General features: G+C 62.7%; 13 protein-coding genes. 8 read left to right on the top strand and 5 right to left on the bottom strand.

Annotated elements, in window-relative coordinates; translation table 11 throughout:
- Both E5W70_RS12715 and E5W70_RS12710 read right to left on the bottom strand, forming a co-directional pair.
- Window positions 1-658: WD40 repeat domain-containing protein (locus E5W70_RS12715; RefSeq protein WP_292658360.1), on the bottom strand; the 658-nt coding region annotated here is incomplete at its 3' end.
- 156 nt (window positions 659-814) lie between these two features.
- On the bottom strand, window positions 815-1,864 hold the full coding sequence (locus E5W70_RS12710; RefSeq protein WP_292658357.1) for a GTP-binding protein: 1,050 nt from the start codon (window positions 1,862-1,864) through the stop codon (window positions 815-817).
- A gap of 199 nt (window positions 1,865-2,063) precedes the next feature.
- Between E5W70_RS12710 and E5W70_RS12705 the strand changes: the two genes are divergently transcribed.
- Complete coding sequence (locus E5W70_RS12705) at window positions 2,064-2,786, top strand: intradiol ring-cleavage dioxygenase (protein WP_292658354.1); 723 nt, start codon at window positions 2,064-2,066, stop codon at window positions 2,784-2,786.
- A gap of 204 nt (window positions 2,787-2,990) precedes the next feature.
- Complete coding sequence (locus E5W70_RS12700) at window positions 2,991-3,473, top strand: MarR family winged helix-turn-helix transcriptional regulator (protein ID WP_292658351.1); 483 nt, start codon at window positions 2,991-2,993, stop codon at window positions 3,471-3,473.
- A gap of 1 nt (window position 3,474) precedes the next feature.
- On the opposite strand, the gene E5W70_RS12695 is transcribed toward E5W70_RS12700, so the two are convergent.
- Complete coding sequence (locus E5W70_RS12695; RefSeq protein WP_292658348.1) at window positions 3,475-4,347, bottom strand: AraC family transcriptional regulator; 873 nt, start codon at window positions 4,345-4,347, stop codon at window positions 3,475-3,477.
- A 51-nt stretch (window positions 4,348-4,398) separates the two neighbouring features.
- Between E5W70_RS12695 and E5W70_RS12690 the strand changes: the two genes are divergently transcribed.
- The 5 genes from E5W70_RS12690 to E5W70_RS12670 all read left to right on the top strand — a co-directional run bounded on the left by E5W70_RS12690 (window position 4,399) and on the right by E5W70_RS12670 (window position 8,490).
- Window positions 4,399-4,806 carry a DUF2000 family protein gene (locus E5W70_RS12690; RefSeq protein WP_292658345.1) on the top strand — a complete coding sequence of 136 codons (408 nt, stop codon included), beginning with the start codon at window positions 4,399-4,401 and terminating at the stop codon, window positions 4,804-4,806.
- A gap of 186 nt (window positions 4,807-4,992) precedes the next feature.
- On the top strand, window positions 4,993-5,877 hold the full coding sequence (locus tag E5W70_RS12685) for a DMT family transporter (protein ID WP_292658342.1): 885 nt from the start codon (window positions 4,993-4,995) through the stop codon (window positions 5,875-5,877).
- A gap of 68 nt (window positions 5,878-5,945) precedes the next feature.
- Window positions 5,946-6,968, top strand: coding sequence for a LacI family DNA-binding transcriptional regulator (locus tag E5W70_RS12680; RefSeq protein ID WP_292658373.1), 1,023 nt, complete (start codon window positions 5,946-5,948; stop codon window positions 6,966-6,968).
- Window positions 6,965-7,945: a 2-hydroxyacid dehydrogenase gene (locus E5W70_RS12675; protein WP_292658340.1), complete on the top strand. Its 981-nt coding sequence runs from the start codon at window positions 6,965-6,967 to the stop codon at window positions 7,943-7,945. Before E5W70_RS12680 ends, E5W70_RS12675 begins: the two co-directional genes overlap by 4 nt.
- A gap of 149 nt (window positions 7,946-8,094) precedes the next feature.
- Window positions 8,095-8,490 carry a hypothetical protein gene (locus E5W70_RS12670; RefSeq protein WP_292658338.1) on the top strand — a complete coding sequence of 132 codons (396 nt, stop codon included), beginning with the start codon at window positions 8,095-8,097 and terminating at the stop codon, window positions 8,488-8,490.
- Between the two features lie 14 nt (window positions 8,491-8,504).
- Here the strand turns inward: E5W70_RS12670 and E5W70_RS12665 are convergent, their stop codons facing one another.
- Entirely contained in the window at window positions 8,505-9,278 is a 774-nt protein-coding gene (locus tag E5W70_RS12665; protein WP_292658336.1) for a gamma-glutamyl-gamma-aminobutyrate hydrolase family protein, read from the bottom strand.
- A 285-nt stretch (window positions 9,279-9,563) separates the two neighbouring features.
- Here E5W70_RS12665 and E5W70_RS12660 point away from each other — a divergent pair, with 285 nt between their 5' ends.
- Window positions 9,564-10,673, top strand: coding sequence for a TRAP transporter substrate-binding protein (locus tag E5W70_RS12660; RefSeq protein WP_292658333.1), 1,110 nt, complete (start codon window positions 9,564-9,566; stop codon window positions 10,671-10,673).
- A gap of 391 nt (window positions 10,674-11,064) precedes the next feature.
- Here E5W70_RS12660 and E5W70_RS12655 read toward each other — a convergent pair whose 3' ends face one another.
- A complete protein-coding gene (locus E5W70_RS12655; RefSeq protein ID WP_292658331.1) occupies window positions 11,065-12,090 on the bottom strand; it encodes a zinc-dependent alcohol dehydrogenase family protein in 1,026 nt (341 codons plus the stop codon).
- Window positions 12,091-12,098: the final 8 nt, after the last annotated feature.

The raw sequence follows: 12,098 nt of genomic DNA, 5'->3' as shown, positions 1-12,098 counted from the left end.
CCAGCCATTTGCCCTTGGCGCTCCACGACAGGCTTTTGACCTTGCCGGGGTAGCCGGACATCCGCATGTGCTTGCCGTCGGCGAGCTTCCAGCCATGCAGCGCGTTTTCCTGCATGGTGGTGACGACGAAGCCGCCGTCCGGCGAGAAGGTGATGCCGGTGTGGGCGCCGGCCCATTCGAGCTCGACCGGCTTGCCGTCGGCAGCCGGGAAATGCAGCGTCGCGCCATTGTAGCGGGCAACGCCGAAGCGCATGCCCTTGGGCGAGAAGGCAAGCCCCTCGACCGAGCGCGGATGCGAGAATTCCCTGGTTTTGCCGTCGGCAAAGCGCACATGGGCAATCTTGCCCGAAGCATAGGCAACAGCGCCTTGCGGCCCGGCGGCGACGCTGGTTATCCATTTTTTGCCTGCGGTCGCCAATTCCGCTGTATTGCCGCCTGCAGTCACGGCAAAGATCCTGCCGTCCTCACCACCGGTGATCAGCCGGTCGTTCGCCGCGTCGTGGAAGGCGGCGAGCATTCCGTCATTGGCCTGCACCGTCTTGTGGCCGTGGTCGAGCCGATGGATTGTGCCGTCGGCCAGCGCAAAATGCGGCACGTCGCCGAGGAACACGGCGGCGAGGCAGTGGCCTTCGAGATCGAGCGGGGCGACTGTCGGCATGAGAGATCATTCCGTTCGAGATTTCTGCTGCCCCACCCTTAAGGGGTTGAGCTGCGGGTCTCAACCCGTGCTTCGAATCGTCGTGAGGAGAGGACGCCAGCGTTGCGGGCTGCCCTTCTCCCATAACAAGGGGAGAAGGAAGAAGGGGCAGCTAAATCAAGCGGCCTGGCAGGCCTCGAAGCTTGTCTTCAGCCGCTCGGCGTCGAGTTCGCGGCCGATGAACACCAGCCGGCTCTCGTGCTTCTCGCCGTCCTTCCAGGCGCGCTGGTGGTCGCCCTCGATGATCATGTGCACGCCCTGGATGACATAGCGCTCGTCATCGCCTTTCAGCGCGATGATCCCTTTCAGCCGCAGGATATTCGGGCCTTCCATCTGGGTGATCTTCTCGATCCACGGGAAGAACTTTTTCGGGTCCATCTCGCCGCCGCGCAGCGACACCGACTGCACGGTCACGTCATGGATGTCGGAAGCGTGCTCATGATGATGCCCGTCATGATCGTGGTGATGGTGATGATGGTCATGATCATGATCATGATGGTCGTGATCGTCATGCGCCTCGAGGAAGTGCGGATCGTTCTCCAGCGCCCGGGACAGGTCGAACGCACCGCGATCGAGCACCTCGGACAGCGCCACGCTGGCGCGCGTGGTGCGATGGATTCGTGCCGCCGGGTTGATGGCGCGGATCGTCGCCTCCACCTTGCTCAGCTCTTCGGGGGTGACCAGATCGGTCTTGTTGAGCACGACGACATCGGCAAAGGCGATCTGGTCCTCGGCCTCGCGAGAATCCTTGAGGCGCAGCGGCAGGTGCTTGGCGTCGACCAGTGCCACCACCGCATCGAGCCTGGTTTTGGAACGCACGTCGTCGTCCATGAAGAAGGTTTGTGCTACCGGCACGGGATCGGCGAGGCCAGTGGTCTCGACGACGATGGCGTCGAAGCGGCCGGGCCTGCGCATCAGGCCTTCGACGACGCGGATCAGGTCGCCGCGCACGGTGCAGCAGACGCAGCCATTGTTCATCTCGTAGATTTCCTCGTCGGATTCCACGATCAGCTCGTTGTCGATGCCGATCTCGCCGAATTCATTGACGATGACGGCGTAGCGCTTGCCGTGGTTTTCCGAAAGGATGCGGTTGAGCAGTGTCGTCTTGCCGGCGCCGAGATAGCCGGTGAGGACAGTTACGGGGATCTGCGTCTGTGCGTCGCTCATATTGTGCCTCGAATAGGGGTTGTCGGCTCCATATAGGACGTGTGCTCGCGTTTTGCACGAGGCAACCGGTGGGCCAAAGAGAGGCCGGTATTGCCGAACTTTCCTCACATTGCCGAACTTTCATTGGCGCGGGCTGGCGGTAGGGCCTAGATAGGCCGAGGATCATTTACGGGGGCTGTTCGCACTGAAGAGGCGCCAGATGTCCGACAAGTCCTTGCCACTAAGCCGTCGGCAGGCGCTCCGTCTCGTTGCGGTTACCGCCGGCGGCATATTCCTGCCTGCCCGCGCAAGGGCCGGGCAGGTTTCGCCCTATGCCGGGCTTGCGTTGTTCGAAGCCGGTGCCGGCGTCTGCGCCATCACGCCCGAGGTCACCGAAGGGCCGTTCTATTTCGACCCGAAGCTTGAACGCACCGACGTCACCGAAGGCAAGAAAGGCATTGCCCTCGATGTGCGGCTGCAAATCGTCGACGCCGCCTGCCGGCCGCTTCCCGGCGCACGCGTCGATATCTGGCATTGCGAAGCCCAGGGCGCCTATTCCGGCTATCCCGGACAGGGCGACGGGCAGGATATCGACACGTCCGGCCAGAGCTTTCTCCGGGGCTGGCAGAGAACCGATGAAAGCGGCATTGCTTCTTTCGCCACCATCTATCCCGGCTGGTATCGCGGCCGCACCACCCACATCCATTTCAAGATCTTCCCCGACGACCGCTCGGTGATGACCGGCCAGATGTTCTTCCCCGACAGCCTCAGCGATCAGATATTCGCCACCGTCGCGCCCTATAACGACCGTCCCGGCAAACGCGACACATCGAACGCGCGGGACGGCATTGCGCGGCAGGCCGGGCCGCTGTCTCAGGCAGCGCTGCGGGAAATGGCGGACGCCTTTCAGGCCTTGATGGTGGTCGCAGTGAAGGCCGGTTGAGAAACGCCTCGTCACGTCCCCACCCAGCCATTGCGGAAAGTCGTTTGTCATCTAACTGAAATAAACATCTGGCATTAGCCACGGCGAACACCGCGATGCTTGCCGGCAAAGCTATTTTTCGAGCCGGAAGGTTTTCGATCGTCATTGCCAACCGGCGGCATGCTTTTATGCAGCCCGCACCGGTTCGGCCGAGGAGGGATGAGCATGGCCAAGGCGGACAAGACTGCAACAATGAGCCGGCTGCATTCAGCGGCGCGGCTGGCGCGCACGGCGCTCGCCGCCCGGCTTCTGGCGCATGGTTTCTATGCCGGCCAGGACCAGATCATGCTGGCGCTCGACCGCGACGACGGGCAGACGCCCGGCAATCTTGCCGGCCGCCTCGGCGTGCGTCCGCCGACCATCACCAAGACCATCAACCGGCTGCAGGCACAGGGTTTTCTGGAAAAGCGCGCCTCCTCCGCCGATGCCCGCCAGGCGCATATTTTCCTCACCGACACCGGCCGCGAAATCATCCACGCCATCGAGAAATCGGTGAAGAAGACCGAAAAGCAGGCATTGAAGGGTCTCGACAAGAAGGATCAGAAAGCGCTGTTCAAGCTGCTTGCCCGTGTCGAGGCGAACCTGTCGAACGGTGAAATGGTGCTCCCCGATGACGAACTGGATATCGAGGACAAGATGTTTGAATAGCTCACGCGTTCGCCACTGACGGCCGTCGCGTCAGTGCCGACCAGCGTCCCGGTGTGACGCCGAATGCCTTTTTGAAATGCCGATTGAAATGGCTTTGGTCGCTGAAGCCGGCCGCGATGGCGATCTCTGCCAGCGGTTCGTTGGCTTCGATCATACGGCGGGCTCGCTGAAGCCGGCGCATCAACAGGAACCGGTGCGGGCTGGTGGAGAAGGTGGCGCGGAAATGCCGCGACAGGGCATAACGGTCCAATCCGGTTATCGCCTCCAATTCATCCGAACGGACAATCCGCGCAACATTTTCCTCAAGATAGTCGCGCGCCAGGCTGGCGGCGCGCCACGCACTTTTCGCTACCGGTTTCGCCGGCTGACCAGCGTGCCGGGCCAGGCTTTGCATAAGCTGCGTCATGAAATCGACGACAAACAGCTCGTCCAGTTCCTGATTCAGCGGCCCGAGCGCCGAAAGCAGCGTCGCGCGGAGGTCGCGATCTGTCATCACAGCATTCCCGACGAATGGCAGTGATCCGCCGCCGAGGCAATCGAGCATCAGGGACGGCTCCAAATAGAGCATTCTGTATCGCAAGCCATCTTCGGTGCCGGCACCGCCATCGTGCAGTTCGTCGGGATGAAGGATAATGATCTGGCCAGCCAAGCTCTGATGCGTTTGGCCGCGATAGCGGAAGCGCTGCACGCCATAAAGCGTCACCCCGATCGCATAGGTGTCGTGGCGATGGAGATTGAAGGCATTGCCGTGGAACCGGGCCTCGATGCGTTCCATGCCGGCAGCACGGGGTGCCGGTACGATGCAGTTCTCGGCTGCATCCACGCACAAACGTCCAAGACCCTGAAAGGCTTCCCGGTCTAGATCGTGCGCCATTGCTTCACTCGCAGCCTCGGATTGGCCCCCTTTCGGATTGGAAACTGTCGCATGTTCGATACGAAATTTGCAATCGTGCTCAAGGATAATCTTCCCGTCTGGCAAAAGCTCAACGTCACCGCCTTTCTGACCAGCGGCATCGTCGCGCAGTTTTCCGACATTATCGGCGAGCCCTACCGTGATCGCGCCGGCAATATCTACAACCCGCTATCGATCCAGCCGGTCATCGTGCTTTCGGCGGACGGCCAGACGCTCGGCGCGATCCACCGGCGGGCGCTGGAGCGTGGTGTGACGGTCTCGCTCTATGTCGAGGAAATGTTTTCGACTGGGTATGATCTGGCCAACCGTGCCGTCTTTGCCGAATTTGCGCCGGAGGATGCCAAGGTGGTCGGCATCGCGCTTCGCGCCGAAAAGAAGCTCGTCGACAAGATCACCAAGGGCGCCCGCATGCACGCCTGACTTCTTCGGCCACCAGGGACAAATCTGAGCCTGTCGGCGGCTGTCGCCGTGCCAGCCTGTTTTGGCTTGCCCGCAGGCGACAATTGCCGCATTGGTGAGGGACTGCCTTGCTTCCCGTCCGGCCTGAAATTGAATGCTCCCCCAAGACATGACGAAAGCGCGACGTCGCCGGCGGCGATCCTGTGCATGCTTTCCGTCTACGTGTTTTTCACCTTCCTCGACACCAGCAGCAAATACCTTGTGCTGGCCGGCGTCTCGGCGCTGATCGTCGCCTGGACCCGCTTCGCGGTCCATGTGCTGATCGTCGGCGTCTTTCTGCGCGGATGGCGCGAGCCGCTGCGCTTTCGTCCCGCCAACCTGCCGGCGCATCTCACGCGCGGTCTGCTCCTGTTCGGATCGACGATATGCAACATTTTGGCGCTGCGGACGCTGCAGCTGGCGGAAACCACCTCGATCTACTTCTTCGGCCCGATGGTGATCACCGCGCTTGCCGGTCCGTTGCTAGGGGAATGGGCCGGCTGGCGGCGTTGGCTGGCGATCATGAGCGGCTTTGTCGGCGTCCTCATCATTACCCGGCCGGGCATTGGGGTTTTTGGCGTCGGCCATCTCTTTGCGCTCGGCTCGATGCTATCGAACAGTTTTTACGTCATCATGACGCGCCGCATGTCCGCGACGGAAACCTCGGAAAGCCTGATCCTGTTTTCGGCGTTGGCGCCGGCCGTGCTGCTGCTGCCGACACTGCCGTTTTCGCTTTCGCTGCCGCAGGATGGCTGGCACTGGTTCATATTGCTGATGCTTGGCGTTTTCGGCGCCCTTGGCCATTGGCTTCTTGTGCAGGCCTATCGCCTTGCCACCACCACGGCCCTGGCCCCCTATCCATATTCGCAGATGATCTGGATGATCGTCTCCGGCTTGATCGTCTTCAACCAGTTTCCCGATCGCTGGACACTGGCCGGTGCCACAGTCATCGTCGCCAGCGGCCTCTACATCGTCCACCGCGAGCGCCGGCTTCGCTTGCGCAGCCGCGCGACGCTGGACGCGGAGGCGGAAGCGCTGGCAAAAAAACTTTGATTTGCTCGGGATCGATGGCATAAGAGCCGGCCTTTAAACAGTTTAAATTGCTTCGGGAGCGCAGGGCGCTGGCACAGAAGATCAAGCTTTCGACCATCGCGGATGCGCTCGGCGTGTCCACGGCCACGGTCTCGCTGGCCTTGCGCGACAGCCCGCTGGTCGCCGGCGGCACCCGCGACCGCATCAAGGAACATGCACGCGCCATCGGCTATATCTACAACCGCCGCGCCGCCAGCCTGCGCACCTCGCGCTCAGGCATAGTCGGTGTCGTCGTCCACGACATCATGAACCCGTTCTTTGCCGAGATATTGCGTTCGATCGAGAGCGAGCTCGACCGCAGCCGCCAGACCTTCATCCTGTCGAACCACTACGACCAACTCGAGAAACAACGCACCTTCATCGACACGCTTCTGCAACTCGGCGCTGACGGCGTCATCATGTCGCCGGCCATCGGCACGCCGCCCGAAGACATCATCATGGCCGAGGAGAACGGTCTCCCGGCAGTGCTGATTGCACGCACCGTCGAAGGCGCCGACGTACCGGTATTCCGCGGCGACGATGCCTACGGCACCGGGCTTGCCACCAATCATCTGATCTCGCTTGGCCACAAGCGCATCGCAATGATCGGCGGTACCGACCAGACCTCGACCGGCCGCGATCGCTATCAGGGATATGTCAACGCTATGGAGTCGGCAGGGCTTGAGGTCAGGCCGTCCTGGCGCATCGCCGGCCCGCGCACCAAGCAGGCCGGCTTCGAGGCCGCCGGGCAGTTCCTGGCGCTAAAGGACAGGCCGACCGCGGCCTGCTGCTGGAACGACCTCGTCGCCATCGGCCTGATGAACGGCATTGCGCGCGCCGGTCTGGTGCCGGGCATCGACATCTCCGTTACCGGCTATGACGACCTCGAGGAGGCGGCGATCGCGACGCCGGCGCTAACCACGGTCTGGAACGGCCAGCGCGAGGTTGGCCGCCGCGCCGCCAGCGCGCTGCTCGACAAACTCAACGGACAGACGGTGCGGCCGTCGCAGGAACTGATCAAGCCGGAACTGCATGTGCGCCAGTCGACCGGCAAACCGGTGGAACGTGCATGACAAAAACCGAACAGCAAGCTGTCGCCATTCTGGTGCCGGGCCAGTTCAACGATCATGCGGTCGGCCGCATCGACGGGGCGTTCAGCAGCGTTCGGATCGAACGCGCCGATCCCTCGCTGGTCACCGACGAGATGCGCCTTACGGTGCGCGGCATAGCCGCCTTTGGCGGCATAAGCGCCGCGTTGATGGACGCGCTGCCAAAGCTCGAGATCATCGCCAATTTCGGCGTCGGCTATGATTCGGTCGATGTCCGCCATGCCGCACGGCGCGGCATCATGGTCACCAACACACCGGACGTGCTGACCGAGGAGGTCGCCGACACGGCGCTCGGCCTGTTGATCAACACCATCCGCGAACTGCCGCGCGCCGAGGCCTGGTTGCGCGACGGAAGTTGGCTGCGCAACGGCAATTATCCGCTGAGCCGGCTGACCTTGCGCGGTCGCCATATCGGCATCTTCGGCATGGGCCGCATCGGCCTCGCCATTGCCCGCCGGCTCGATGCTTTCGGGCTGTCCATTGCCTATCACAACCGGCGCCGCGTCGAAGGCCTGTCCTATGACTATCACCCGACGCTGAAAGGTCTCGCCGAGGCGGTCGACACGCTGATCTCGGTGGCGCCCGGCGGGGCTTCGACGGAAAAGGCGGTCAATGCCGAAATCCTCTCGGCCCTTGGGCCGAACGGCGTTTTCGTCAACATCGGCCGGGGCAGCACGGTCGACGAATCAGCCCTTGCCGCCGCACTTGCCAGCGGCAGCATCGCCGCTGCCGGGCTAGACGTCTTTGCCGACGAGCCGAATGTGCCAGCGGCGTTGCTTGCCGCGCCCAACACCTCGCTTTTGCCACATGTCGGCTCGGCCTCGCAGCACACCCGCCGCGCCATGGCGGACCTGTGCGTCGACAATCTGGTCTCGTGGTTTTCGCAGCGCAAGGCGCTGACGCCGGTGCCGGAGACGGCAAACGTCAAGGCGAGGCCGTGACCGCCATATTTGTTAACTTCAGCTTAACCCTTCGGAATCATTCTGGTCCTTCCTAGTGTCTGTCCGCCTGACAGCACATGACAGCAAGATGAAGCGCGCCTCCCTGATCTCTTCGAACGCGGCGCGCTTGAAATGCGCGGAGAAACAGGATGAAAACGCTTCCCGCATTGATGGCGACTGCTGTGCTGTTAGGCAGCGTCCAGCTGTTTTACGCCGGTAGCGGTCAAAGCCGCGCAGCCAGTGAGTCAACACCTTCGTCCGGCAACTACAGGCTGGTAGCCAATGGCGACGAGGCCTCTTGTGCAGTCAGCCGCGGCGCCGAGATTTCGCAAGGTTTGTCGCTGTTGACGGTCGCCGCGAATTGCCGCCGCGTGTTGCCCGGCGTCGAGCAGGCGAAGTTCTGGCGAGAGCAGGATGACGGCACGGTCACCTTCAGCGCCAACGGCACCGATCCGATCGTCATGTTCTCAGTCGCCGACGGCGATGGTTACGAATCCTACGCGCCGGCGCTGCCGCTGCTGACGCTGGCGTCGGCCGGCGACTGACGAGCGCGGCAGGACTATTCCGCGGCTGCGCGCGCGCCCGATTTCGCCGCCTGATGCAGGCGCACCGCATCGCCGAATGCGCGAAATATCTTTACCGAGATGCTGTCCGATTTGACCCAGTATTCGGGATGCCACTGGACGCCGACGGCGAAAGCCCGTGCATCGCGCACCGAAACCGCCTCGACTGTGCCGTCGGCGGCGACCGCTTCGACCTGCAGCTTCGGGCCAAGCCGGTCGACCGCCTGGCGATGCACCGAATTGACCATGATGTCGCCGGCGCCGAAGACCCCGGCCAGGCAGCTGCCGGGTTTTATCGACACGCTCTGACGGATGGCGAAGCGTTCGTCCTGATTGTCGCTTGCCGGCGCACGATGGTCGAGCGAACCGGCGCGTTCCTGGATTTCGGTGGCCAGCGTGCCGCCCAGTGCCACATTCATCTCCTGGATGCCGCGGCAGATGGCGAGCAATGGCACCCCGCGCTCCACCGCCCGGCGGATCAGCGGCAGCGTGGTGGCGTCGCGGGCGGGGTCGTAGGGACCATTGGCTTCGCTGGCGTCACCGCCATAGAGCGAGGGATGAACGTTGGACTTGGAACCGGTGACCATGACGCCATCGACGGCGGAAAGCAGTTCGTCGAAGTCGAGCCGGTCGCCGAAGGACGGTACCAGCAGTGGGAACACGCCTGCACCCGAAAGCGCCGCTTCGAGATATTGCTGCGGGGCGGCATGCCAGGAGTAATTGTCGAACTGGCGGACGTCGGTCGATATGGCGACGAGCGGCTGGTGCATTTGGTCCGGATCCCATCGGGTGCAACGAATTATCTGCCTGCAAAATAGGCGATCCGAAGGCGCATTTCCATGGCAAGTTTCGGCGTGTCGCGTAGGCCAGTTAATCGACCTTAGACTATAGTTGCAAGATCTGCCCCAACGCCGTGAATTTCCCCGAAATGCGCCACTCAAACCGGGCTGCCGCGCTGGACTCGACTCCTTGCCTGTGTATTGTCGGGCTCGAAGCCGATCCGGGCGCCGAAGCGTCCCGAATGTCGGTCAGTTGATCCAAAAGGGAGGAACTTCATGGATCGTCGTTCGTTCATCCGCAAGGCCGGCACCACCGGCGTTGGCGCCGCGGCCGCTGCCGCGACACTTGCCGCGCCGGCCATCGCCCAGTCCAATCCGAAAGTGACCTGGCGGCTGGCGTCGTCCTTCCCGAAGTCGCTCGATACGATCTATGGTGGCGCCGAAGTGTTTTCCAAGATGCTGTCGGAGGCGACCGACGGCAACTTCCAGGTCCAGGTCTTCGCCGCCGGCGAACTCGTTCCCGGCCTGCAGGCCGCCGATGCCACCACTGCCGGCACCGTCGAGGCCTGCCATACGGTGGCATACTATTACTGGGGCAAGGACCCGACCTGGGCGCTGGGAGCGGCGGTTCCGTTTTCGCTCAATGCGCGCGGCATCAACGCCTGGCACTATCATGGCGGCGGCATCGATCTGTTCAACGAGTTCCTGGCGACGCAGGGTCTGTTCGGGCTGCCGGGCGGCAATACCGGCGTGCAGATGGGTGGCTGGTTCCGCAAGGAGATCAAAACGGTCGCCGACCTTTCCGGCCTCAAGATGCGTATCGGTGGTTTTGCCGGCAAAGTGGTGCAAAGGCTCGGCGTGGTTCCGCAGCAGATCGCCGGTGGCGACATTTATCCGGCGCTGGAAAAAGGCACGATCGATGCCGCCGAATGGGTCGGCCCCTACGACGACGAGAAGCTCGGCTTCTACAAGGTTGCGCCCTATTACTACTATCCCGGCTGGTGGGAAGGTGGACCGACTGTCCACCTGATGTTCAACAAGGCGAAATACGACGAACTTTCCCCGGCTTACAAGTCGCTGGTGCATACTGCCGCTCAAGCGGCCGACGCCAACATGCTGCAGAAATACGACTATCTCAATCCGGCGGCGGTTAAGCGGCTGGTTGCCGGCGGGGCCAAGTTGAGCCCGTTCAGCCAAGAGATCATGGCCGCCTGTTTCGAAAAGGCCAACGAAGTCTATGCCGAGATGGAAGCCTCGAACGCGCCGTTCAAGAAGATCTGGGACTCGATCAAGGCGTTCCGCAAGGAGCATTATCTCTGGGCGCAGGTGGCCGAGTACAACTACGACACCTTCATGATGGTCCAGCAGCGCAACAGCAAGCTCTAGGACATTCTGCGACGCCGAGTGGCTCCGCTCGGCGTCGCAGAAATGGACTAAAACAAAGCGGATGCCCGGTTTTATTGGCATCCCACTCCAGGCCGGCGTTTGATCGTCCCTTGTCAAAGGACCCCGGGCCACGCCCCGCGGTCATTCCCCGTCAGCCTTCCGACGCTCTGACTTCCACCAATATCCCACCCGGCGCATGGCAATAGAACGTAATCGACGTGATGCGGCCGGGTATCAGCTGCTGGACCTCACCCGGTTGTTGGCCGGCGTCGGCATAGGTGGAGGGGTCGCCTTTCCCCGGCTTCATCAGCCCGGCTTTATCAGATTGAGGATGAAGCCATCGATGCGACGCAGAACCGCGAAGCCTGCCGGTGGCAACCGGCCCGATGGATCAGCCCTGAGACACTACCAGGACCTTGACCTCACCTGGCGCCGGCGGGTTGGCAATGATCGCCACGGCTTCGTCGAGGCTGACTTGTCGCGATATCAGCCGGTCTACCTCGATCGCCCCCGAGGCGATTAGATCGGCAGCCCGGCGATGGGTAAAGGGGTTGAGGAAGGAACCCAGGACCTTCAACTCACGGAACAGCAGATCGAACGGTTCGAACGCCACTTTCATGCCTTGCGGCATCACACCGACGACGACGACGGTGCCGCCCGCTTTGGCCAGCCGCATCGCCTGCTCAACAGTGTCTTTCACGCCGGCGCATTCGAACACCACGTCGACGCCGCCCGGCATCAAACCCGACCGGCCGACGATCGCATCGGTGGCGTCGGAAGCACTGGGATCGACCGTCGCCGTTGCGCCAAGTTGCTCAGCAAGAGCCCGCCGCGAGGCCTGACGCGTCGACAGGATGATGGTCGTCGCACCGGCGAGCTTTGCCAGCTGAACGGTGAGCAGGCCGATCACACCGCCGCCGAGCACTGCGACCGACGAGCCTGGTTTGATCGCGGCAAGGTCCACGCCATGCAGGCAGCAACCGAGCGGCTCACAGAAAGCACCATGCGTCGGCTTCAGATCGCCTGGCAAGGCGAAGGCCTGTTTCTGCGGCAAGGCAAGATATTCGGCAAAGCCGCCATCGCGATGGATGCCGATGGCGCGCAAATTGCCGCAGAGATTGACCCGGCCGGTCTGGCAATGCGCACAGCGGCCGCAGGCAATGTTGGGGTCGCCGGTAACGCGGTCACCGACGGAAAAGCCGGATACGGCAGGTCCGATCGCCTCGACGATGCCGGAGAATTCATGCCCGAGCGTCACCGGCGGCGTGCACGGGAATTCACCATGGAAAAGATGCCTGTCGGTGCCGCAGACGCCGCACGCCTCGATCCGCACCAGCAACTCGTCTGGCCCGGCGGTCGGTTTCTCGACCTCGCACATGGCGAGGCCGCCCACTCGCTCCAGTCGCACCGCCTTCATGGCTGCCG

Origin of the sequence: Mesorhizobium sp., assembly GCF_005063415.1 — a bacterium.
GTDB lineage: Bacteria > Pseudomonadota > Alphaproteobacteria > Rhizobiales > Rhizobiaceae > Mesorhizobium.
This window is presented reverse-complemented; position numbering and strand designations above follow the sequence as displayed.

What these genes read in the sequence shown, in the direction of transcription:
- E5W70_RS12695 (WP_292658348.1), bottom strand. Translation starts at nt 4,347, where the DNA reads ATGGCGCACGATCTAGACCGGGAAGCCTTTCAGGGTCTTGGACGTTTG.
- E5W70_RS12665 (WP_292658336.1), bottom strand. Translation starts at nt 9,278, where the DNA reads ATGCACCAGCCGCTCGTCGCCATATCGACCGACGTCCGCCAGTTCGAC.
- E5W70_RS12655 (WP_292658331.1), bottom strand. Translation starts at nt 12,090, where the DNA reads ATGAAGGCGGTGCGACTGGAGCGAGTGGGCGGCCTCGCCATGTGCGAG.
- E5W70_RS12690 (WP_292658345.1), top strand. Translation starts at nt 4,399, where the DNA reads ATGTTCGATACGAAATTTGCAATCGTGCTCAAGGATAATCTTCCCGTC.
- E5W70_RS12705 (WP_292658354.1), top strand. Translation starts at nt 2,064, where the DNA reads ATGTCCGACAAGTCCTTGCCACTAAGCCGTCGGCAGGCGCTCCGTCTC.
- E5W70_RS12700 (WP_292658351.1), top strand. Translation starts at nt 2,991, where the DNA reads ATGGCCAAGGCGGACAAGACTGCAACAATGAGCCGGCTGCATTCAGCG.
- E5W70_RS12670 (WP_292658338.1), top strand. Translation starts at nt 8,095, where the DNA reads ATGAAAACGCTTCCCGCATTGATGGCGACTGCTGTGCTGTTAGGCAGC.
- E5W70_RS12685 (WP_292658342.1), top strand. Translation starts at nt 4,993, where the DNA reads ATGCTTTCCGTCTACGTGTTTTTCACCTTCCTCGACACCAGCAGCAAA.
- E5W70_RS12675 (WP_292658340.1), top strand. Translation starts at nt 6,965, where the DNA reads ATGACAAAAACCGAACAGCAAGCTGTCGCCATTCTGGTGCCGGGCCAG.
- E5W70_RS12710 (WP_292658357.1), bottom strand. Translation starts at nt 1,864, where the DNA reads ATGAGCGACGCACAGACGCAGATCCCCGTAACTGTCCTCACCGGCTAT.
- E5W70_RS12660 (WP_292658333.1), top strand. Translation starts at nt 9,564, where the DNA reads ATGGATCGTCGTTCGTTCATCCGCAAGGCCGGCACCACCGGCGTTGGC.